Origin of the sequence: Exiguobacterium sp. 8A (genome assembly GCF_902506275.1) — a bacterium.
GTDB classification, from domain to species: domain Bacteria; phylum Bacillota; class Bacilli; order Exiguobacteriales; family Exiguobacteriaceae; genus Exiguobacterium; species Exiguobacterium profundum.
In genome coordinates this window covers 104,656-126,414 of sequence record NZ_LR733630.1, presented here as the reverse complement: position 1 = coordinate 126,414, position 21,759 = coordinate 104,656, and the positions used below count along the sequence as shown (strand labels likewise).

Annotated in this window: 16 protein-coding genes, 1 pseudogene and 1 other annotated feature; of the genes and pseudogenes, 5 read left to right on the top strand and 12 right to left on the bottom strand. The window is 49.5% G+C overall.

Going from position 1 to position 21,759, the window contains the following annotated elements; all coding sequences use genetic code 11:
- Positions 1-35: 35 nt before the first annotated feature.
- Complete coding sequence (locus tag GVY42_RS00620; RefSeq protein WP_159562005.1) at positions 36-1,250, bottom strand: DASH family cryptochrome; 1,215 nt, start codon at positions 1,248-1,250, stop codon at positions 36-38.
- A 343-nt stretch (positions 1,251-1,593) separates the two neighbouring features.
- Between GVY42_RS00620 and GVY42_RS00615 the strand changes: the two genes are divergently transcribed.
- Positions 1,594-2,241 carry a YitT family protein gene (locus tag GVY42_RS00615; RefSeq protein WP_159562004.1) on the top strand — a complete coding sequence of 216 codons (648 nt, stop codon included), beginning with the start codon at positions 1,594-1,596 and terminating at the stop codon, positions 2,239-2,241.
- Positions 2,242-2,265: 24 nt separating this feature from the next.
- Here the strand turns inward: GVY42_RS00615 and GVY42_RS00610 are convergent, their stop codons facing one another.
- A complete protein-coding gene (locus tag GVY42_RS00610; RefSeq protein WP_159562003.1) occupies positions 2,266-3,306 on the bottom strand; it encodes an alcohol dehydrogenase family protein in 1,041 nt (346 codons plus the stop codon).
- Positions 3,307-3,406: 100 nt separating this feature from the next.
- Entirely contained in the window at positions 3,407-5,119 is a 1,713-nt protein-coding gene (locus GVY42_RS00605; protein ID WP_159562002.1) for an ABC transporter ATP-binding protein, read from the bottom strand.
- 119 nt (positions 5,120-5,238) lie between these two features.
- Here GVY42_RS00605 and GVY42_RS00600 point away from each other — a divergent pair, with 119 nt between their 5' ends.
- The gene (locus GVY42_RS00600; protein ID WP_015881180.1) at positions 5,239-5,589 is read left to right on the top strand and encodes an iron-sulfur cluster biosynthesis family protein; all 351 of its coding nucleotides are present in this window, start codon (positions 5,239-5,241) and stop codon (positions 5,587-5,589) included.
- Positions 5,562-5,783: a hypothetical protein gene (locus tag GVY42_RS00595; protein ID WP_159562001.1), complete on the top strand. Its 222-nt coding sequence runs from the start codon at positions 5,562-5,564 to the stop codon at positions 5,781-5,783. Before GVY42_RS00600 ends, GVY42_RS00595 begins: the two co-directional genes overlap by 28 nt.
- Before the next feature lie 107 nt (positions 5,784-5,890).
- On the opposite strand, the gene aspS is transcribed toward GVY42_RS00595, so the two are convergent.
- From aspS to secD, 7 genes and pseudogenes are all read right to left on the bottom strand, one after another.
- On the bottom strand, positions 5,891-7,663 hold the full coding sequence (gene aspS / locus GVY42_RS00590) for an aspartate--tRNA ligase (protein ID WP_159562000.1): 1,773 nt from the start codon (positions 7,661-7,663) through the stop codon (positions 5,891-5,893).
- Positions 7,660-8,940: a histidine--tRNA ligase gene (gene hisS / locus GVY42_RS00585; RefSeq protein WP_074037952.1), complete on the bottom strand. Its 1,281-nt coding sequence runs from the start codon at positions 8,938-8,940 to the stop codon at positions 7,660-7,662. Before hisS ends, aspS begins: the two co-directional genes overlap by 4 nt.
- Positions 8,941-8,983: 43 nt before the next feature.
- Positions 8,984-9,218: a binding site (T-box leader), on the bottom strand.
- Positions 9,219-9,256: 38 nt separating this feature from the next.
- Positions 9,257-9,700, bottom strand: a complete 444-nt coding sequence (gene dtd, locus GVY42_RS00580; protein ID WP_031421442.1) for a D-aminoacyl-tRNA deacylase — start codon at positions 9,698-9,700, stop codon at positions 9,257-9,259.
- 16 nt (positions 9,701-9,716) lie between these two features.
- A complete protein-coding gene (locus tag GVY42_RS00575; RefSeq protein WP_074037461.1) occupies positions 9,717-11,906 on the bottom strand; it encodes a bifunctional (p)ppGpp synthetase/guanosine-3',5'-bis(diphosphate) 3'-pyrophosphohydrolase in 2,190 nt (729 codons plus the stop codon).
- Between the two features lie 188 nt (positions 11,907-12,094).
- Entirely contained in the window at positions 12,095-12,613 is a 519-nt protein-coding gene (locus tag GVY42_RS00570) for an adenine phosphoribosyltransferase (protein ID WP_074037462.1), read from the bottom strand.
- A gap of 1 nt (position 12,614) precedes the next feature.
- On the bottom strand, positions 12,615-14,909 hold the full coding sequence (gene recJ / locus GVY42_RS00565) for a single-stranded-DNA-specific exonuclease RecJ (protein ID WP_159561999.1): 2,295 nt from the start codon (positions 14,907-14,909) through the stop codon (positions 12,615-12,617).
- Between the two features lie 99 nt (positions 14,910-15,008).
- Positions 15,009-17,226: pseudogene (secD, locus tag GVY42_RS16705) on the bottom strand (protein translocase subunit SecD).
- A gap of 211 nt (positions 17,227-17,437) precedes the next feature.
- On the opposite strand from secD, the gene zupT reads away from it, so the two are divergent.
- Positions 17,438-18,298: a zinc transporter ZupT gene (gene zupT, locus GVY42_RS00550; RefSeq protein ID WP_074037465.1), complete on the top strand. Its 861-nt coding sequence runs from the start codon at positions 17,438-17,440 to the stop codon at positions 18,296-18,298.
- Positions 18,299-18,333: 35 nt separating this feature from the next.
- On the opposite strand, the gene GVY42_RS00545 is transcribed toward zupT, so the two are convergent.
- A complete protein-coding gene (locus tag GVY42_RS00545) occupies positions 18,334-20,106 on the bottom strand; it encodes a methyl-accepting chemotaxis protein (protein ID WP_074037467.1) in 1,773 nt (590 codons plus the stop codon).
- 180 nt (positions 20,107-20,286) lie between these two features.
- Here GVY42_RS00545 and GVY42_RS00540 point away from each other — a divergent pair, with 180 nt between their 5' ends.
- A complete protein-coding gene (locus tag GVY42_RS00540; protein ID WP_159561997.1) occupies positions 20,287-21,438 on the top strand; it encodes an NAD(P)-binding domain-containing protein in 1,152 nt (383 codons plus the stop codon).
- A gap of 25 nt (positions 21,439-21,463) precedes the next feature.
- On the opposite strand, the gene yajC is transcribed toward GVY42_RS00540, so the two are convergent.
- Entirely contained in the window at positions 21,464-21,742 is a 279-nt protein-coding gene (gene yajC / locus GVY42_RS00535) for a preprotein translocase subunit YajC (protein ID WP_026826452.1), read from the bottom strand.
- Positions 21,743-21,759 lie beyond the last annotated feature (17 nt).

Genomic DNA, 21,759 nt, shown 5'->3' with positions numbered 1-21,759 from the left:
TCAATGAGAAACGCCGACTTCACGTGACACTTTGGTCACAACCATTTGTTACGAAACGCACGGTCCGGATCATACGTGAACTGTTGACGCTCGATGTTGAAACGGCGGTCGCGCGAGTCGTTCCCAACACCCGCCTGGTACGCCCAATTCCCCCAATTGCTCGCCACGTCGTAATCGATTAGTTTCGATTCAAAGTAGGAAGCCCCGTAACGCCAATCTTGTTTTAACTCTTTTGAAAAATAATTCGCCACGATTTGTCGCCCCCGATTGGACATCCATCCCGTCGCATTCAGTTCGCGCATAAACGCATCTACGAAATCAACACCCATCTCTCCCTTTCGCCATTTTTCAATGACATCCGCCTCGACTCGCCAGTCTTTCCGTTTCGACCGGATGCCTTGTGATCGAAATAATTTTTTCCCTTGCTCGAGTGCGACCCATTGAAAGAACTCACGCCATAATAGTTCAAAGTACAGCCAGTACGTTGATTCATTTACCCCATGCGTTCGTTCATGTGCCTCGAGTTCAAAGAATACCCGTCGAGGTGATAACGAGCCGTTCGCTAAATAAGAAGATAGCTTCGTCGAGTCATCGACACCAAAACCATTTCTCGTTTCTTTGTACGTTCGAATCGGCACGGACAAATAGTCATTCAATCGACGCTTCGCTGCCAATTCGCCACCTTTGAACGGAAACGCCGTCCTCGGGTCTTGCTTTACTTCTTGAATCGAAAATGGGAACGTCACCTCGCGTGTGGCAGCCGTCGCCTTACGGGAAATCAGTTCTCGGGGACGTACATCATATTCGACCGCTTTTCGAAACTCCGTGAAGAGAAACGGCATTTTCTCAAACGGGATATCGCCCTCTTCAAATAACGTGAATCCACCGAACGTCTCGTACTCCCCTTTCCATTTTTTAATCACTTCATTTTCACGTCGGCGCTCATTGTATCCGACTGCCCGCTGAAACAAGAGACGGTCGGACGGGTCGAGCGTTTCGAGCGGATGACCGACGTGCACGTGAAATGGGATACCAAGTGCGTCGAGTGAACCGGCCACATCCTCTAATGACTCCTTCAAGAAATGAAGTCGCTCCTTCCCAAGTGGAATGACGCCATAACGATTTTCAACGAACTGATTCGGATTGATAAAAAAATGACCTTCGATCGGATCGTCATGGCGAAGTGCCTCTTCAAGCGGTAAATGATCATCAACACGTAAATCATTTTGGTACCATATGATTGTTTTCATCAATAGACCTCCTCCACCCTATAGTATGATGGGTTATAATCTTTGTCATGAAGATGGAATGTGCTCGAGATATGTTTTCAAAATCAAATTGTGTGGAATATATTCTTCTAGAAGAGAAAGGGGTGCAGCATAATGGCTAAGAAAGGCAAAATGGGAACATTGATTAAAATCGCGACGGCGGTCGCACCGTTCGTCTACGATTACTATAAAAAGAACAAAGCAAAGAAAACACCGAAGAAATAACACTCACGTCTCAGCCAATAAGCTGAGACGTTTTTTTTTATGTTTTTCAATCGCCTGTGCTAAGATAAATCAATCATTCTATTGAAACGAGGCGATGTTCGTGCACGTCCGACCTATCCACCTTTTACGCATTCTCTTCAAATGGGGTCTCTTCATGACCGGGTTGTTCTTACTCGCGCTCGGTTCATCCATCATGATCATGGCAAATCTCGGGGTTTCCACGTGGGACGTCCTTCATATCGGTATCGCTCACCATCTTCCGATTTCAATCGGGACGGTGATTTTATGCGTCGGTCTTTTACTCGTTCTATTTAAATACATACTCGACCGCATCCGTCCTCAGTTCGGAACTCTAGTTAACGCGGTGTTCGTCGGGGTGTTCATGAACGTGATATTAAATGAGCAATGGCTCCCTGTTTTCGAAGGGATGATTGTGAATATTGTTTGGCTCACATTCGGCATATTTGTGATGGGCATGGGAGCTGGTCTCTATGTCGCCGTCGGGTACGGTGCAGGTCCACGCGATGGATTGACACTTGCCTTAGCAGACCGTTTCCAAACGTCCGTCCGTGCCATGAGGACTTGGATGGAACTGACCGCTTGTCTCATCGGTTGGGCACTCGGCGGGCCACTTTTCTTCGGGACCGTCTTATCGATTTTCCTCATCGGTCCGTTCTTCCAGTTTTGGCTAGAACGGTTCCGCCTGTTCATCGCCTATGTCGATCGTCTCAAAGTAAAATTCGCATAAAAAGAGAGGAGATCTCCTCTCTTTTTATGTGTTCGGAATGAGCACAATCTTTCCGAACTTACCCGATTGTTTAAAATACGCCTGTGCCTCACGTGCCTCTTCAAGCGGGAACGTCCGGTCAATGACCGGTTTTAGCTTCCCTTCGGCAATCGAGCGCAACATCTCCGCGAATTCATATCGTGTCCCGAGAACAGACCCGTACATCGCGATATGTTTCAAGTACAGCGTCCGGAAGTCGAGATGGGTCGTCTGTCCTCCCGCCGAACCAGAGATACAGAACTTCCCACCTTTTTTCAAGACTTGAAGAGACACATCAAATAACGCATCCCCGACGACGTCAAGCACGGCATCGACCGGGCCACCGTTCGCAGCGATGATATCATCGGCGAGCGACTCAGAACGATAGGAAAACACTTCGGTCGCCCCAAGCGCTTTTAACTCTTGCTCGTTTTTCAAATCACCGACGATAGCGAACACATTCGCCCCGAATACGTTCGCCGCAATTTGGATGTTGAGTGAGCCGACCCCGCCACTTGCCCCTGTGACGACAATCGTCTCACCGGAACGGATGTGTAACTGCTCGTTCATATGCCAAGCCGTGAGACCACTTACGGAAAAGACTGCACTTTCGACGAAATCATCAAGCGGCATGTCAAAACAAAGGTCAGCCGGCCATGATACATACTCCGCATAGCCCCCGTCATACTCTGATCCAATAAAGGACATATCGTCCGACAAGTGTTCCTTTCGCTCAGGTCCGCTCGAGGTGAACGGGAATAAGACGACGTGTCGACCCATCATCCCTTGGTCGACCCCATCTCCGAGCTCGACGACTTCACCAGTGATGTCTGAACCGGGAATGCGTGGGAACTGGACTCCTTCCGGGCGCCATCCTGACTTCTCCCCAGTTCCATAAGCCCCTTCTCGCATCCAGATTTCCGTATTGTTAATCGCGCAGGCGCGTACCTTGATCAGCACTTCTCCCGCTTTCGGAGACGGTTTCGGGATATCAACCACTTGGAGTTGGTCAACGTCCCCATATCCTACGACTTGTACAGCTTTCATGGTATTTTGCCTCCTTCGCTTTCGTTCATCCATAAGTATTTACCCACGAAATACTGTTATCACGCCAAAAAGGGCCGCCCTTTATCAGGCAGCCCTCGATTTATAGTTGTTGACGTTGTAACAGGTTCGTGAAGACGCCACCTTTTTGACTGAGTTCTTCGTGCGTTCCATCTTCTACGATTCCTTCTGCCGTCACGACAAGAATCCGGTCGGCATTCCTTACAGTCGCTAAACGGTGCGCGATGATGAGCGTCGTTCGATTTGCTGCCAGTTCATTTAATGAATCCTGAATGATGGCCTCGGTCTCCGTATCGAGCGCCGAGGTCGCCTCATCGAGTATTAAAATCGGCGGATTTTTCAAAAACATACGCGCAATGGCGATGCGTTGTTTCTGACCTCCGGAGAGTTTTAGTCCACGCTCTCCGATTTGTGTATCAAGACCGTGCTCGAGCTCTTCGACGAGCGTGCCGAGATGTGCTTTTTCCACCGCATGCATGATCTCTGCATCGGTCGCATCCAGTTTCCCGTAAGCAATGTTCTCCCGTAGCGTACCCGCAAATAAGAAGACGTCTTGTTGCACAATTCCGATTTGACGACGTAAACTTTCTTTCGTCATGTCCCGGATATCCATGCCGTCAATCGAGATGGCACCCTTTGTGACGTCATAAAAACGTGGAATGAGTGAACAGATGGTTGTCTTTCCAGCCCCGCTCGTCCCGACTAAGGCCACAGTCGTCCCTGCCTCGATCGACAAATCAATATCTGTCAACACTTGACGGTAGTCTGAATAGCCGAATGAGACGTCGTCGAAGACGACATCACCTGTCAACGTTTCGACCTCGGTCGCATCCGCTCGGTTCTCAATGTCCGGCTCTTCATCAAGCAACTGCGTGAATCGTTTGAACCCTGCCATCCCTTTCGGATACATCTCGAGGAGCGCCGTGATCTTTTCAATCGGCTTAATGAGTAAATTCATGTACAAGATGAAGCCGACGAGTTGTCCGTACGATAACTGTCCTTCATACGTCAAGTACGCCCCGTATACAAGGACGAGCAACGTCATAAGACGCGTCGTGATATAAATACCTGCGAGTGACGTACTCATGACGCGATACGCTTCAATCTTCGAGCCGCGATAGAAGTTGTTGTCTTTTTGGAAACGCCCGATTTCGAACGCCTCGTTCGTAAACGATTGGACGACGCGTGCCCCGGACACACTGTCCTCGACGCGCGCGTTCACTTCCCCGATATTCGTGTACATCTTTTGCCACGCCTTGTTCATGTTCTTATTCGCATACGTGATCATGATGATGAGGAACGGTACTGCGACAACGGTGACGAGTGCGAGTTCAGGGTCGATCGAGAACATGATCCCGAACGCACCGAGTAACGTCATGATGGCGATAAAGAAGTCTTCCGGTCCATGGTGCGCCACTTCCCCGATATCGAACAAGTCGTTCGTGACCCTGCTCATCAAATGGCCGGTCTTATGATTGTCAAAGAAGCGGAAGGACTGTTTATGGATATGCGTGAACAACTCTTCTCGCATGTCCGTCTCGATGTTGATGCCGAGCTTATGTCCCCAGTAGTTGACGACGTACTGCATCATCATGGCCAATATGTATAGAATCAACAGACCGATGCTGACGATGATAATCCAGTTCCATTCCCCACCCGGCAACAAGTCGTCGATGAACCATTGAACGGCAAGCGGAAATCCAAGTTCAAGCAGTCCGACGAGAATTGCGAATGAAAAATCGAGTAGGAATAACTTTTTATGTGGTCGATAATAACTAAAAAAACGTGAAATCATTCTCTCTTCCCCCTTCTCTTCATTAAGTGTACGCTTTTTTCCGAAAGGTGGAAAACAGGATGCATCCCTTTTTCATTCTTTTTTCAAACGGCGTATAATAAAAGTAAGGAGTGATACACATGCATGTACACATTACAGATCGTGCCCTCGAACGAATCGAGTCATTGAAAGGCGAACGCGAAGGACAGATGCACCTCTTTTACGAGACAGAAGGTTGTGGTTGTGGGAACAGCGGAATCTTTGAGATTCGATACGTAACCGAGACGACTCCGGAAGACGTTGAAATCGAATCAAACATCGGACCAATCTTAATCAAAAACTGGACAAAAGTGTTTTTAGATGAACAGATGAAAATCGATTTCCTCGAAGACCGTCGTACGCTCGTCTTGAAGAGTGACGGCCAAGTGTTCAATTCGAATCTACTCGTGACGGACGGCACAGGATGTCAGTTGAACGTTCCGAGCCGATGAAACAGACACTGAAACAACATCCGAGACTTTTCATTCTCTTTTTCGTGAGTTTCGGGCTCGGGCTACTTGGAATCTATCTGGCGTTTATCGATTCGGTCTATACGACGTCCGCCGTCATCGCCTCGCTGTTTGCCTTTGGTTTCGCGTTGCAGCGAACAGCGAAATATATGCAGCGAGAAGAGGATAAACGTTAACAAGAGGATGTGTTCCAATTAAATATCTACCATCTCGTGTTGAATCCAAAATCCGTTTCACACATACAAAAAACGAGGATTGCCATGGCAACCCTCGTTTTTTATGCTTATTTTTTCTCTTTTATTGCCGTACGAATCGATAACTCTTCGAGTTGCGCGTCCGCGACAGGGCTCGGTGCTTGCGTCAAGAGACAGCTTGCCGAAGCCGTTTTCGGGAAGGCGATTGTGTCGCGAAGGTTCGAACGACCTGCAAGAATCATGACGAGACGGTCGAGACCGAGTGCGATTCCCGCATGTGGCGGTGTACCGTATTCGAACGCTTCAAGCAAGAAGCCGAACTGTTCAACCGCTTCTTCTTGTGTGAAACCAAGCAATTTGAACATGCGCTCTTGAATGTCACGCTCATAAATACGCTGTGAACCGCCACCGAGTTCGTAACCGTTCAAGACGAGGTCATACGCAACCGCGCGTACACTTGCCGGATCTGTCTCGAGAAGATGGAGGTCTTCACGGTTTGGCATCGTGAACGGATGGTGGTTCGCATAGAAGCGACCGTCTTCTTCTTCAAACGTTACGAGTGGGAAGTCCGTTACCCAAAGGAAGTTGAACTTCGACTCGTCGATGAGACCAAGTTCGTGACCGAGCTTGACGCGGAGTGCGCCAAGGCTGTCTGCAACGACAGTTGGTTTCGATGCGACGAAGAGAAGAAGGTCACCTGCTTCTGCATCTGTGGCTTCAATTAGCTTCTGTGCGTATGTCTCATCAAAGAACTTCGCGATTGGACCGTTCAAGCCTTCCGCTGTCACTTTGAGCCATGCGAGACCTTTCGCACCGTACACCGCCGTGAACTCTTGAAGCTTGTCGATGTCTTTACGTGAGAAGTTGTCCGCCTCACCTTTGACGTTGATCGCCTTGACTTGCCCGTTTGATTCGAGTGCTGCATCGAACACTTTAAAGCCAGCACCTTTCACAGCGTCTGCCACGTCGATGAGTTCGAGACCGAAGCGCGTGTCCGGCTTATCCGAACCAAAACGACGCATCGCTTCCGCGTGTGTCATCCGCTCGAACTTCGCTGGTGTGTCCGTACGACCGAGCGTCGATTCCATGACTTGTCCCATCATCGATTCCATCATCGCCATCAAGTCTTCGATGTCCATGAAGCTCGTTTCGATGTCGACTTGTGTGAATTCAGGTTGACGGTCTGCACGAAGGTCCTCGTCACGGAAGCAGCGTGCGATTTGGAAGTAACGGTCAAATCCTGCGACCATGAGCAACTGTTTGAAGAGCTGTGGTGATTGTGGAAGTGCATAGAACTCACCACCGTGGACACGGCTCGGTACGAGATAGTCACGTGCGCCTTCTGGCGTCGACTTCGTCAAAATCGGTGTTTCGACTTCAAGGAACTCTTGCTCCGTCAAGAAGTTACGAATCGTGTTCGACGTTTTCGAGCGGAGACGGAACGTCTCTTGGAGCGCCGGACGACGAAGGTCGAGGTAACGGTATTTGAGACGCAGGTCTTCTGAAACGTTTTCCGCTTCGTCACCGATTGGGATTGGTGTCATCTTCGCAGCGTTTAAGATGTTGATCTCTGAAGCGATGACTTCGATATTTCCTGTCGGCAAGTTCGGGTTCTTGTTCTCACGCTCGAGAACCGTCCCTTTCACGTCGAGGACGAACTCACTACGAATCGTCTCCGCGAGTTGGTGGACCGCTTCGTTCTCTGGGCGAACGACGACTTGGACGATCCCTGTGCGGTCACGAAGATCGATGAAGATGAGACCTCCGAGGTCACGACGTTTTTGTACCCATCCTTTTAATTGTACTTCCTGGCCGATGAGTGACTCTGTCACGCGGCCGTTCATATGTGTGCGTCCGATCATTGTCCTGCTCCTTCCGATAGTTCACGAATTTTGTCTGCGACGGCCGAGAGTGGCACGTCGACTTGTTCACCAGTCGTCATATCTTTCAAGGCGGCTGACCCTCGTTCGACTTCGTCATCCCCTAAGATGACTGTGAACTTGGCTTTCAGACGGTCCGCCTGTTTGAATTGTCCTTTGAACTTGCGTCCTTGGTAATCACGGTCTGCTTTGAACCCTTCCATGCGGAGGAGTTGTAGGAGGCGTGTCGCCGTCAATTCGACTTCTTTTCCGCCTTGGGCGACGATGAAGACATCAAGTCCTGTCTCGAGTTCAGGTAGGACTCCTTCATTCTCTAATGCGAGGATGAGACGCTCCAACCCGATTCCAAAACCGATTCCCGGCATGTCCGGTCCGCCGATATCTTGTACGAGACCGTTATAGCGTCCGCCGCCACAAAGCGTCGTGATGGCTCCGAATCCTTCTGCCTCAGACATGATTTCAAACGCAGTGTGCGTGTAGTAATCGAGTCCACGGACGAGCGTCGGGTCGACTTCATAGGCGACACCAAGTGCATCGAGTTGTGCGAGCACTTGGTCGAAATAGGCCTTCGACTCTTCGTTCAAATATTCAAGAATCGACGGTGCCGTCTTCATCGACGGGTGATCGCGGTCGACCTTACAATCCAAGATGCGAAGCGGATTCTTATACAAGCGTGACTGACAGTCTTGGCAAAGTTCGCCTGCCACCGGCTCAAAGTGACGGATGAGCGCATCGCGGTGGGCGTTGCGGCTTTCCGCGTCCCCAAGCGAGTTGACGACGACTTTGATTTTCTGAAGTCCGAACGACTTGTAAATCGAATAGGCGAGGCTGATGACCTCAGCGTCAACGGCCGGGTCGCTACTGCCGATCGCTTCGACACCGTATTGGTGAAGCTGACGGAAGCGACCTTTCTGCGGACGCTCATAGCGGAACATCGGTCCCATGTAGTAGAGCTTCGTCGGTTGATCCGGATTTCCGAACAGTTTGTTCGTCACGAACGCACGAACGACAGATGCCGTCCCTTCTGGGCGAAGCGTGTACTCGTCTTTTCCTTTCTTCACGAGCGTGAACATCTCTTTTTGGACGATGTCCGTCGTTTCCCCGACACTGCGTGTGAACAGGTTCGTTGTTTCAAAGATTGGTGTGCGGATCTCTTTATAGTTATAACGGGCGCTCATGTCGCGAAGCTTTTCTTCGACATATTGCCACGTCTCGACCGTGCCCGGAAGCAGGTCTTGTGTACCGCGTGGTGCTTTCATCATCACATTTCCCTCCTTAAAAATACAAAAAGGCCCTCGTCCGCAAAGGGACGAGAGCCTGTGTCAGTTTCCCGTGGTACCACCCTCGTTGCAGAGCCATCACTTGAAACTCTGCCACTCGAAATCGGTTAACGCCCGATGAAACGGCTCCCCCTACTCGCTTTCAAGGGAGCACCTCCAAAGTGTCGTTCGGGTCATCATCCAGTCGATGCTTTCAGCCAAGGCATCGCTCTCTTTGCTGGTGGGTTGACCGTACTCTTCTTTATCTTAGGTGTTTGACTATATGCTTCATGATGCCGAATCAAGCCGGCATCTGTCAAGCGTTTTTTTCGAGCATGAGTGTGACCGGTCCGTCATTGACGAGGGCGACGTCCATCATCGCTCCGAAGCGTCCCGTCTCTACGACGAGCCCATTCGACCGGAGTCGCTCATTGAATTTTTCATAAAGCGTCTCGGCCATATCCGGTTTTGCGGCCTTTGTAAAAGCAGGTCGCCGCCCTTTCATCGTGTCTCCATATAAAGTGAACTGAGAGACAGATAAAATTTGTCCGGACACGTCTTGAATCGATAAGTTCATCTTTTCTTGATCGTCCTCGAAGACGCGAAGTCCGGTCACCTTGTCGGCGAGCCAGTTCACTTCCTCTTCTGTATCTTCATGTGTCACACCGACGAGAAGCAAGTACCCGGCGTTGATTGCTCCGACGACTTCTTCCTCGACTGTGACTGATGCTTCTTTCACTCGTTGCAATAATACACGCACGTTCCTCTTCCTTTCGTCACGTCATCATGACTCGGCTGACCGAATACACGTCTGAGATTTGTTTGATGCGCTCGACGACTTTCTGCAAATGGTTCACGTTCGGAATCGAGATGGTCATCGAGATGCGGGCCTGTTTGTTTTGGTCGCCCCGACCACTGACGGCCACGATATTCGTATTCGTCGCCGATACTGCTTGAAGGACGTCGTTTAAGAGACCTGAGCGATCATATCCTGTGATTTCGATGTCGACGTTATAGTTCTTCTCTTTCGCTTGTCCGACTTCCCATTCGACGTCAAGGAGACGCTCTGGGTGTTGTTCGTTGACAATGTTCAAGCAGTCTTTCCGGTGAATTGAGACACCGCGTCCACGGGTGATGTATCCGACGATTTCATCCCCCGGTACCGGGTTACAACAACGGCTCATGCGAACGAGCATGTTGTCGATGCCTTTGACCGTCACGCCCGCTTCCGTCGTTTTCTTCTTCGGTGCCTGACTGACTTTCAATTCGCTGATGGCTTCCGACAGTTCGAGTTTCGGTTCTTTCCGCTGCTTCTCCGTCAACTTATGTGCGACTTGTGCTGCAGTGATGCCTTGATAACCGACAGCGGCGTACATCTCTTCCTCGTTCCCGAAGTTGAACTTCTCGACGACGATACTGAGTGCAGGTTCATCGATAATCTCTTTCGGTTCAAAACCAAGTTTCTTAATTTCTGCTTCGACGAGATCTTTCCCTTTCTCGACGTTTTCTTCACGTTGCTGACGTTTGAACCATTGACGAATCTTGTTCTTCGCCTGGCTTGAAACAGCGAGCTTCAACCAATCCTTACTCGGTCCGTAACTATGCTTCGACGTGATGATTTCGATGATGTCTCCAGTCTCGAGTTTGTAGTCGAGCGGTACCATCCGGCCGTTCACTTTCGCACCCGTCATCCGGTGCCCGATCTCCGTATGAATCCGGTACGCATAGTCAATCGGGACTGAGCCCTTCGGCAACTCGAATACGTCTCCTTTTGGTGTGAAGACGTACAGCATGTCGCTAAAGAAATCGACTTTGAGGGATTCCATGAATTCCTCGGCATCCGTCGTATCCTTTTGAAGTTCAAGAATCTCACGAAGATGGGCGATCTTCTCGTCGAATCCGTTCGTCGAGACGTTTTTCCCTTCTTTATACGCCCAGTGTGCCGCAATCCCGAACTCAGCGATGAAATGCATGTCTTTCGTCCGAATTTGGACTTCGAGCGGCTCACCTTTCGGTCCAATCACTGTCGTATGGAGCGACTGATACATGTTCGGTTTCGGCATAGCGATATAATCTTTGAAACGTCCCGGCATCGGCTTGTACTGGGTGTGGATGATCCCGAGTACCGCATAACAATCACGAATCGAATCGACGATAATGCGGACCGCCATCAAATCGTAAATTTCATTGAACTCTTTTTTATGCTTCACCATCTTATTGTAGATGGAATAGATATGTTTCGGTCGACCGTTCACGTCGGCATCGATATGCACTTCCTCAAGAACCCCGTTCACTTCCGTGATGACAGAGGTGACGAGTGCTTCCCGTTCCGTCCGTTTCTGTTTCATCATCGAGACGATCTTATAGTATTGCTGTGGGTTGATATAACGTAACGAAATATCCTCGAGCTCCCACTTGATTGTCGAAATCCCCATCCGGTGTGCGAGAGGCGCAAAGATTTCAAGCGTCTCTTCCGCTTTTTGGACTTGTTTCTCTTTCGGCATATGCTGCAGTGTCCGCATATTGTGGAGCCGGTCCGCAAGTTTGATCAAGATCACGCGCACGTCTTCTGCCATGGCGATAATCATCTTCCGGTGGTTTTCAGCAAGTTCTTCTTTTTTCGATTTATATTTAATCTTACCAAGTTTCGTGACGCCATCGACGAGCATGGCCACGTCTGGACCAAAATCGTCCGTCAATTGCTGTAACGAAACATCCGTATCTTCGACAACATCATGCAAGAGCGCTCCAATAATCGTTGTGGCGTCTAAGCCGATATCAACGAGAATGCCGGCCACTTGGACCGGATGGAGAATATAGGGCTCGCCCGAACGTCGGAACTGACCGGTATGATGAAGTTTTGCGTATTCGTAAGCGCGTTTCACTTCGGCTATATCGTCGTCACCCATATACTCCCCGAGCGCGTCGAGAAGATCCTCAATACTTACGATTTGTTTTTTGGTCATAACATTCGACACCCTTTTTCTAACCGCTCCAATCGCCTCGGATTCGTCGCAGCATGGTAGTAGTTTGTATTCAAGATTCTGTGATTTTTATAACCATTATCGAAAAAATCTGACGACCTGTCAAAGGTTGTAGGTTATTTTCCTTAAAAACTATTCAAAAACGGGAAGCATATCGCTTCCCGTTCAAATTAGTCTTCGTAGCGGATGAGTGAGAACACGTCGTATCCTTCAAGACGCTCACGTCCACCAAGTCCGTCGAGTTCGATCAAGAACCCGATTCCTGCCACAACACCACCGAGTTGTTCAATCATTTTAATCGTTGCTTCAATCGTACCACCTGTTGCGAGCAAGTCATCCAAGATGACGACTTGTTGTCCAGGTTTGATTGAATCTTTGTGCATCGTTAAAATGTCCGTTCCATACTCAAGACCGTATGAAACTCGTACTGTCTCACGTGGTAACTTTCCTTCTTTACGTACTGGTACAAACCCGAGTTCGAGCGCATACGCTGCCGGGCAACCGACGACGAATCCGCGTGCTTCCGGACCAGCGATCAACTCCGCTCCACGTTCACGTGCATAAACGACGAGCTCATCTACTGCTTTCTTGTAGACTTCGCCATCTTGCATGAGTGACGTGATATCTTTGAAGCTGATTCCTTCCTTCGGGTAATCTGCTACTTCTTTAATATGCTGTTTGAAATCCATTTTATGTGTATGCCTCCTGCATCTTGTTCGATCGCAACGATTGTAACCGCTCTTTGAGCTCCGCCAATGACGCGTATACGAAACGCTCTTCGAGTTGTTGGCGCCCAATCCGGCGTTGATAGCACGGCGCCTCGGTCAAATCGCGTTTCGGTGCTTCTGGATTGACTCCAGGCAGTCCGTCTTCCATTGTAACAAGAAATTCGAGTTCAGAGAATACTTGATGCATAAATTGAATCGTATTTTTTGACCATTTTCGCTCTTTTGACAGACGAATCAGGTTTTCACGTAGATTTTTCCGTTCGCATGTTGCCATATGGACATAATACGTTCGGAAATCCTCACGGGACGGAAGACGTTCAAAGAACGAGTCTCCTTGACCGAAGGCACAATAAATGCGTTCAATCCCCTCATGAAGTTTTTCTGCGAGCACCTCTTCATCGTCCGGAAGATCGAGCAGAACGACGAAACGGTTGAGCGGTTCATCTCCTTCATGGAGTGGAAAATCTTCGTTCGTCCCTTGGAAAGATAAAAATGACGTCTGTTCTTTCGGCAAATCTTTCAACTCTTGCATTGATTTTTTCTTCCCACGATAGTCAAACACTTGGAAGTCATCGACCCGTAAATCTTGAATCATGAGCTGCGGTTTACGCATTCCGTTCCATTCGTTGACTTGAAGACTTCCCATCACCGAGATATGAGCCATCTTTGAAATCTCTGAAACGACGTGCCCGAATCCAAATCCGATGCCATCGAGCTCACGCTTGTCTCCGGCGAGCTGTACTTTCAAATGCGTGGCATCCCGTCCGATTTGGCGAATATCTCGCAGTTTCGCATCTGCGACGACGACACGAGGGGATGGGTTCCCCATACCAAACGGCGCGAGCTTTCCGATTTCTGAGATCAAGTCGAGCGAGACGTCGTTGACGGAGAGTTTCAAGTCGACGTTCACCCGTGGCACAAACACGTCATCAGGGATAGAATCCGCTTGACGGTTCAGCCGCTCTCGTAGTTCGGCGACATGTTCCGACTGAAGGGTCATCCCGGCGGCAGCGGGGTGCCCACCAAAGTGTGGCAAAATATCTTCATTCTTCGAAAGTTCCTTGAAGAGATCAAACCCTTCAATCGAACGACCCGATCCTTTCGCCTTACCCGTCTCAGGGTCGTGGCAAAGGAGGATGACTGGACGATAGTACGCCTCGACGAGACGAGATGCGACAATCCCGACAACTCCAGGATTCCACTTCTCACTTGCCACGACGAGTACACGGTCCTCGGTCATCGATGCTTCGACGAGTTCTTTCGCTTCAGCAGCGATTGTCTTGACGATGTCTTGACGTTCTTTGTTTTGCTTATCGAGCTGTTTTGCGAGCTCGAGCGCTTCCTCGACATGTTCAGCCAGGAGCATTTGTAATGCCGGCATCGCTGAATCGAGTCGACCTGCGGCATTGATGCGTGGACCGAACGCGAAACCGACCGACTCTTCGTTCAATACGCTGTCACCGAGACCACATACTTCACGTAATGCTAAAATACCTGGACGTTTTGAAGCCTCGAGCGCGACAATCCCCTTCTTCGCGAGCAACCGATTCTCTCCGTCGAGTGGGACGAGGTCGGCAATCGTTCCGAGGACGGCCAAATCAAGAAGTTCTTCCGGCATTCTCCCTAAAACGGCGTGCGCCACTTTGAGAGCGACTCCCGCACCGGCGAGTTTATCGTATGGATATCCCGGGTCGATATGTGGATGAATGATTGCATAGGCGTCCGGCAATGTCTCTTTCGGCTCGTGGTGGTCTGTGATGATCAAATCGACGCCAAGGTCTTTTAAGAGTGTGGCTTCTTCAATCCCGGAAATTCCACAGTCCACCGTGACGACCAAGGTGAAGCCTTCGTTCGCTGCCCATTGGAACGCTTCTTTGTTCGGTCCATAACCTTCAGTGAAACGGTTCGGGATATAACACTCGGCCATGACACCAATTTCGGTCAACGCATGCCACATGACAGATGAGGCACTGACCCCGTCGACATCATAGTCACCATAGATGAGCACCATTTCCCCGTCGTCTGCTGCCTGTTTGATGCGGGTGACGACTTTCTCCATCTGTTCAAACAAATACGGGTCATGAAAAACGAGTTCATCCTCGGCATACAAGAATGCCTTGGCCGCTTCTACGTCTTGATGACCACGCTGAACGAGCAACGTCGCCAGTTGTGCTGATATATTTAATTCGTTTTGTAAACGCGTGACGTCGTCCGGATTTGTTTCCGGATAGAGCCACTGTTTTTTCGAATGGTACATGTCCTTCACTCCAATCAATTGTAGATTATAGCAGACCGCGTGAAAGATGTGCCGTCTTGACATTTAAAAAGGTCTCCCGATTGAAGGGAGACCCACTTGTTACGCCTCTGTGACCGGCGTATCTTTTTTCTTGTTGATTGTCGTCCGTTTGATGAGGAGCCATAAATACGATGCAATGAAAATCGAAGAATACATCCCCATGAAAAGTCCGACGATGAGCGCGAGCGAGAAGCTGCGAATCGACTCGGCACCGAACGCATACAAGGCGATGGCTGTGACGAGTACCGTAATGACCGTATTCACGGACCGGACGATCGTCTCTTGAATCGACTTGTTGATGATTGACTCATAGACGTCCATCGACTTGATTTTTCGTTCCTTTTCATACGACGTGATGTTCTCACGGACCCGGTCGAACGTAACGATCGTATCGTTGACCGAGTAACCGATGATGGTCAAGATCGCGGCGATAAAGTACAAGTTGACCTCGATCCCAAATAACGAGAACGCGACAATCATGAAGAAGGCATCGTGGAGCATGGCAACCACGGTCGCGACCGCGTATGAGAATTGGAAACGGACCGTGATGTAGAGAATGATCCCGATTGAGGCGACGGCTACCGCATACAAAGCATTTTTCGCCAAGTCACGACCAACTTGAGCCGAGACGGTGCTGATATTCGGGTCGTTCCCGAACTGTTCGGTGAACGCCGTTTTGACGTTCGCGACTTCCTCTTGCCCTAATTGACCGACGAATGTGACATATGCCAAGCGACCTTCATCTGCATATTGGACGCTTGAAATCTCTTGGTCGACACCGGCATCGTTGAACGCTTGCGTGAATTCCTCTTGCGATACGCGTTCTTCCGTCAAGACTTCGACGCGTGTCCCTGAAGCAAAGTCGATTCCGAGGTTCAACCCACGGAAGAACAAGAGACCGATTCCGAGAACGACGATTGCCGTCGAAACCAAGAACATCGTGCGCATATGTTTCACGTAATTCCATTCAGTAAGCTTAAAGTTCACGGATTTCACTCTCCTTCACACCAAACCATCCTTTGCGTTTGTCGAACAGACGACTTGAGACAAGGAGGTGCATCAAATAACGTGAGATGAATACGTTCGAGATGAACGTCATCCCGATTGAGATCATGAGCATGACAGCAAATCCTTTGACCGAGCTTTGTCCGAAATAGAACAAGACCGCAGCCGAGATGAGCGTCGTCAAGTTGGCATCGATGATCGTACTGAGGGAACGACGGTTACCTGCACGGAATGCCGATAAGACCGATTTTCCAGAGCGGAGTTCGTCTTTGATTCGTTCCGCGGTAATGATGTTCGCATCGACTGCCATACCGACCCCGAGGACGAGTGCTGCAATCCCTGGAAGCGTCAATACCGCATTGATTCCGTTAAAGAACAACATGATCAAGTTGATGTACAGAACAAGCGTGATGATCGATACGAGTCCTGGGAGACGATAGAAGAACAACATGAAGAGGAATACGGCGATGATTCCGATTGTTGCGGCAAATACCGTTTCTTCTAAAGCATCTTGACCGAACTGGGCCGATACGGATGTCGAGTAAATCTCATCTAGTTTGACCGGGAGCGCCCCTGCGTTCAAGATGTCCGCAAGGCGTTGACCGCTTTCCGCGTCAATTCCACCACCTGAGATGATGGCTTTATCCGATAAGATTGGACTCGTTACCGAAGCATCTGACACAATTTTCGAGTTCTCTTTTTGAACTTCTTCTTCATATGTGTCGCCCTCTTCATAGTCGAGCCAGATGACCAGACGGTTCTCAGGAGCTGGACGTTGTGCAATCTCAGATGTCACTTCGCCAAACTTGTCGGCCGATTGGAGTGTCAGCTCAACGACCGGTTGTCCTTGTTGGTTGTAGCTGAGCGCTGCCCCACGCGGCGCCAAGTCTTTCCCATCGAGCAAGACGTTGTCGTTCACGTCACGGAATGTCAATTGTGCCGTTGACGAGAGAACCTCGCGCGCTTCGTTTTGGTTCGATACGCCCGCGAGCTGGACACGGATGCGATTGTTTTCTTCGATTCGAACGTCCGGTTCGGAAACTCCGAGGACGTTGATTCGGTTATTGATGGCGCGAACGGTTGCATTCATCGCCGACTCGTCGATGACGTCGCCATCTTCGAGCGGTTGTACTTCATACAAAACTTCGAATCCACCTTTTAAGTCGAGTCCGAGGTTCGTGTTCTTGACGACCCATGGTGTCGTGAACACTGCGAGCAGGATTGTCGCAATCATGATGATCGCAAAAATCGCAATGTTGCCTTTTTTGTACATACGACTATTTCCTTTCTAAACCACTGTTCTTGATAAAAACTTCTCTCGTTAACATTACAAATTTTCTAAACATTTATCAATCATTTTCCTAAAATTGTAACGACCTTCACGGATTGTCCGACTGAGTTTGCATATAAGACTAAATGTTGCGCATGGGCAAAACTTCATGTATGATGTAGCTAACATCAAAACATCAAAGGAGTCTTTCCATATGGACAGCACAGTTATTTATGCCTTTCTCCTTACTCTATTCGCTGGTCTAGCTACCGGAATCGGTAGTATGATCGCATTCTTTGCGAAACGGACGAACACGGCATTCCTCTCCATCTCGCTTGGATTTTCCGGAGGCGTCATGATTTACGTGTCGTTCATCGAGATTTTCCCGAAAGCGCTCGAGGAACTCGTCGGCGCACACGGAGAATATACGGGTACAATCTACACCGTCCTCGCATTCTTCGGTGGGATGTTCTTGATTGGCATGATCGATAAGTTCATTCCGAAAATGGAGAATCCACACGAAGTCAAGTTTGTCGAGTCGATGCAGAATGACCCGACAACACATGAACTCGCAACGACGACGACAAATGAAGCGGCTCCAATCAATCATCCAGAGGTACAAAATCGACTTAAAAAAATGGGGATTTTCATGGCACTCGCCATCGGGATTCACAACTTCCCAGAAGGACTTGCGACGTTCGTCTCGGCATTAGATGACCCGGCCGTCGGCTTAGCTATCGCCATCGCCATCGCCCTACACAACATTCCGGAAGGGATTGCCGTCTCCGTCCCGATTTATTATGCGACGGGCTCACGGAAGAAGGCGTTCAAGCTTTCGATGTTGTCAGGGCTTGCCGAGCCAGCTGGAGCGGCCATCGGATTCTTGTTACTCATGCCGTTCTTGAGCGACACCGTCTTCGGACTCTTGTTCGCGGCGGTCGGTGGCATCATGGTCTTCATCTCGCTTGACGAATTGCTCCCTGCCGCCCGTGAATACGGACACGCCCATCATTCAATGTATGGAATGGTTGCTGGTATGATCGTCATGGCGACAAGTCTAATCCTATTAATGTAACGAACAATGCCCTGACGCGCGCGTCAGGGCATTTGTTATGTCGTTTTAAACACATGGACGACATCTTTTAATTCAGACGACATGTGACTCATCGTTTCAGCGATGCCGTTGATTTCTTGAATGGCGGCAAGCTGTTCTTCGACGTTCGCACCGGCTTCTTCGACGCTTCGCTGTGTCGAGACGGCGTTTGTCGACATATCTTCAACAGAGACGGCAACTTCAGTCGTATTGGCGCTCACTTCTTCTGTTGCTGCCGCAATCTCACTCATTTGACGGGACGTCTCTTCGATGACCGATACGATCTCACGGAACGCCTCGGCCACTTCTCCCATTTGCGATACCCCATTCTCCACATGTACGCTCGATTCTTCGAACGCCGATTCGACTTGCTCCGTGTCACGTTGAATGTCGCGGACGACGGTCTGGATTTGAATGGCGGATTGTTTCGATTCCTCGGCGAGTTTCCGGACTTCAGCCGCGACGACGGCAAACCCTTTTCCGTGCTCACCCGCACGTGCTGCTTCAATCGCCGCGTTTAAGGCAAGTAAGTTCGTCTGTTCCGTGATCGCCGTGATCGAACGGGTGATTTTCTCGATTTCAAGCGATTGGTTCGATAGACGGTTCACCATCTGTTGAGTGAGCTCGTTGGCACGGCGAATTTCTTGCATCCGTTTCTCTGCCAATTGAACGGTCTCAAGTCCACCGTTCGCCGCCTCAAGTGTATGTATCGTCTGCTCATTCACACCTTGTGAGGCCGCAGCGATTTGATTCAATCCATCCACCGCTTGATTGACGCCAATCGTCCCTTCTTCTGCTCGCTTCGAGGATCCTTGCGCAGCCACGTTCATCTCTTCGAACAACCGGGACACGCCTTGGGTCGTTGTCGCGACATGGTCTGTGCTTGCGTAAAGTTCTTCAGAATATGCAGTCACTTTGTCCGACGCTTCACCAACCCGACGAATCAAGCCGACCAGATTATGCTTCATTTCATTGAACGCCGTAACCAGGTCTCCTAGTTCATCGTTTGAGGCGACCTCGATATCTTCTCCAGTCAAATCCCCTTCTGCCATGATGCGTGCTTGACGACCGAGTCGATTGATCGGTTTTAGGAAAAGCCGTTGTAGCGCAAGTAAGGAAAGAATCCCGATCACGACACCACCAACACTGATGATGAGCATCCAAAGGATTGAACTTTCTGCATCTGCTTGTACCGCTTTCGTCTCAGACTCGAGGAGCTCCCCTTTGTATTCGACAAGGTCGGTCACGGTCATGCGTACCCGATCCGTCGTCGGTGTCACACTCGTGTTGAGAACGGTTTTGAAGCCGATTTCGTCTTGTTGTTGACGAAGTTCGACGGCACGATTCATCTCACGGTCTAATAGCTCGTTAAATTTCTCCAAATCTCCCAACCAAGACAATATCTTCTCATCTGAAGAAGATGCCTTGAGTGAAGCCATCAATTCGTCTCGTTGTTCTTGAACTCCCTGGAGACTGATGAGCGTCTTCGGATTGGCTACAAGCATATAGTAGTTCAAGTAGCGTTCGGCATCCGTCACCGCTAATGATAGATTCTCTGCAAGCAGCATTTCCTGCGTGCCTTCACTGAGGACCCGGTCATAGGCGGCAGTCGATTGTCTCAATTGATAAGATCCGAGCGCGCCGACAATGACGAGCGCAATGATCGTCGGAATGAGCGCGATGGACATACGTCGTCTCAGCGATGAGCGTCCTCTCTGTTTCGTACCACTTCGTTTTATGCTCCATCCTTTCCACTTCTTCATCTGGTTAAGCAATCGTTTCACGTCCATGTCATTCGTTCTCCTTCATCTCGGATTTCTTCTCAACTTGAGATTAGTGCAAACGTTTTCATTAATCAAATCGATTTTTCGAAATGAGGTGGATAAATTTTGAATCGGATTCGTTTTGACAAAAAGAAGTCATCTTTGTATACTTTAAATCGTAATAATTACGTTTTGAAAGGATTCTCTATGATTGTGGAAAATACGAAGTTATTAATCATTGGTGCTGGTGTACACGGAATGACCCTCGCCATCTCATATATGGAACAAGGCGGGTGCTTGGAGGATTTGATTATTGTCGACCGTCTCACTGACCCGTTATCGAACTGGAAACAACAAACTTCATCCATCTCTATGTCGCACCTACGTTCGACCCGAGTGCATCACGTTTCTTCGAATCCCCATGCGTTGAAACAGTTCGCCTCGCGCTATGCCTATCGTTCCAATCATTTCAAAGATACGTTCGGACGTCCATCGCTCGAACTGTTCAACGACCATGCCGAATCGTCATGGAACGTATATCGCCTTGATGAGCGGTTCCTCGGAAATGAACAGGTGATGACGCTCCGCAAAGATGGCGCACACTATCATGCCCGAACAAATCATCGCCTCATTATCGCGAACTCGGTCATTGTCGCGATCGGTCAATCGGAAAATGTCGTGTTACCTGAATGGGCTGACAAACAATGTCGACACGTGTTCGAAAAAGATCAATCGGATGAATCGGATCAAGTGACTGTCGTCGGCGGTGGCATCACAGCACTTCACTATGTCGTGAAGCGTGCCAATCAAGGTCACCGTGTCACCCTTGTGACGAGACGTCCGCTCGAAGTGAGTCAATTTGACGCCGATCGACAGTTCATGGGACCGAAAGGATTAGATGACTTCCATCGTCTAAAACAAGACTGGACGACAAAACGATCATTCATCGCCCGTGAACGAAAACCGGGATCTGCTCCGAACGATCTCGTCTTAAAAGTGAAGCGCCTCATACAGATGAACGCTGTGACGCACATCATCGGAGAAGTCGAGCGGGACAGTGGTTCGCTATTTGTGAACGGTGAACAACTTGCCGGAAAAGAAGTCGTCTGTTGTACGGGAATCAGACCTCATCCTGTGAAAGAGACATTTCTTCAGCCCTTGATCGAACAATTCAACCTACCTCTCACCCCATGTGGCACCCCTGTCCTGAATGAGCATCTTGAATGGACGCCTGGACTTTACTTGACCGGTCCTTACGCCGATTTGATCATCGGCCCGTTCTCAAGAGCCATCTATGGTGGACAAGAGGCCGCTCGTAGAATTCTCCCCCAACTTCTAGCCACACAAAAAAGCGTCTGACCATGATGGTCAGACGCTTACTTGCTTATTCCTCAAATGAGGCATTCGCTTTTTTCACGACTTCCGCAACTGCGCTTCGGTTGAAACGGAGAAGCGATTGATCGCATTTCAAAACGACATGTGTGTCTTCGATTTGATGAACGACGCCGTGTAAACCGCCGATTGTGACAACGCTGTCGCCACGCTCGAGGGCGTTTTGCATCGATTGTACTTCTTTTTGGCGTTTCGTCTGTGGACGAATCAAAAGGAAGTAAAATACGACGAAAATCAAGATCATTGGTAATAACGCAACGAGTGTTTCCATGAGTAACATTCACCCTT

Excerpts from the sequence above, each read along its gene's own strand:
- GVY42_RS00620 (WP_159562005.1), bottom strand. The coding sequence starts at position 1,250 with ATGAAAACAATCATATGGTACCAAAATGATTTACGTGTTGATGATCAT.
- GVY42_RS00610 (WP_159562003.1), bottom strand. The coding sequence starts at position 3,306 with ATGAAAGCTGTACAAGTCGTAGGATATGGGGACGTTGACCAACTCCAA.
- GVY42_RS00605 (WP_159562002.1), bottom strand. The coding sequence starts at position 5,119 with ATGATTTCACGTTTTTTTAGTTATTATCGACCACATAAAAAGTTATTC.
- GVY42_RS00600 (WP_015881180.1), top strand. The coding sequence starts at position 5,239 with ATGCATGTACACATTACAGATCGTGCCCTCGAACGAATCGAGTCATTG.
- GVY42_RS00595 (WP_159562001.1), top strand. The coding sequence starts at position 5,562 with ATGTCAGTTGAACGTTCCGAGCCGATGAAACAGACACTGAAACAACAT.
- aspS (WP_159562000.1), bottom strand. The coding sequence starts at position 7,663 with ATGATCGGACGCACACATATGAACGGCCGCGTGACAGAGTCACTCATC.
- hisS (WP_074037952.1), bottom strand. The coding sequence starts at position 8,940 with ATGAAAGCACCACGCGGTACACAAGACCTGCTTCCGGGCACGGTCGAG.
- GVY42_RS00575 (WP_074037461.1), bottom strand. The coding sequence starts at position 11,906 with ATGACCAAAAAACAAATCGTAAGTATTGAGGATCTTCTCGACGCGCTC.
- GVY42_RS00570 (WP_074037462.1), bottom strand. The coding sequence starts at position 12,613 with ATGGATTTCAAACAGCATATTAAAGAAGTAGCAGATTACCCGAAGGAA.
- recJ (WP_159561999.1), bottom strand. The coding sequence starts at position 14,909 with ATGTACCATTCGAAAAAACAGTGGCTCTATCCGGAAACAAATCCGGAC.
- zupT (WP_074037465.1), top strand. The coding sequence starts at position 17,438 with ATGGACAGCACAGTTATTTATGCCTTTCTCCTTACTCTATTCGCTGGT.
- GVY42_RS00545 (WP_074037467.1), bottom strand. The coding sequence starts at position 20,106 with ATGGACGTGAAACGATTGCTTAACCAGATGAAGAAGTGGAAAGGATGG.
- GVY42_RS00540 (WP_159561997.1), top strand. The coding sequence starts at position 20,287 with ATGATTGTGGAAAATACGAAGTTATTAATCATTGGTGCTGGTGTACAC.
- yajC (WP_026826452.1), bottom strand. The coding sequence starts at position 21,742 with ATGGAAACACTCGTTGCGTTATTACCAATGATCTTGATTTTCGTCGTA.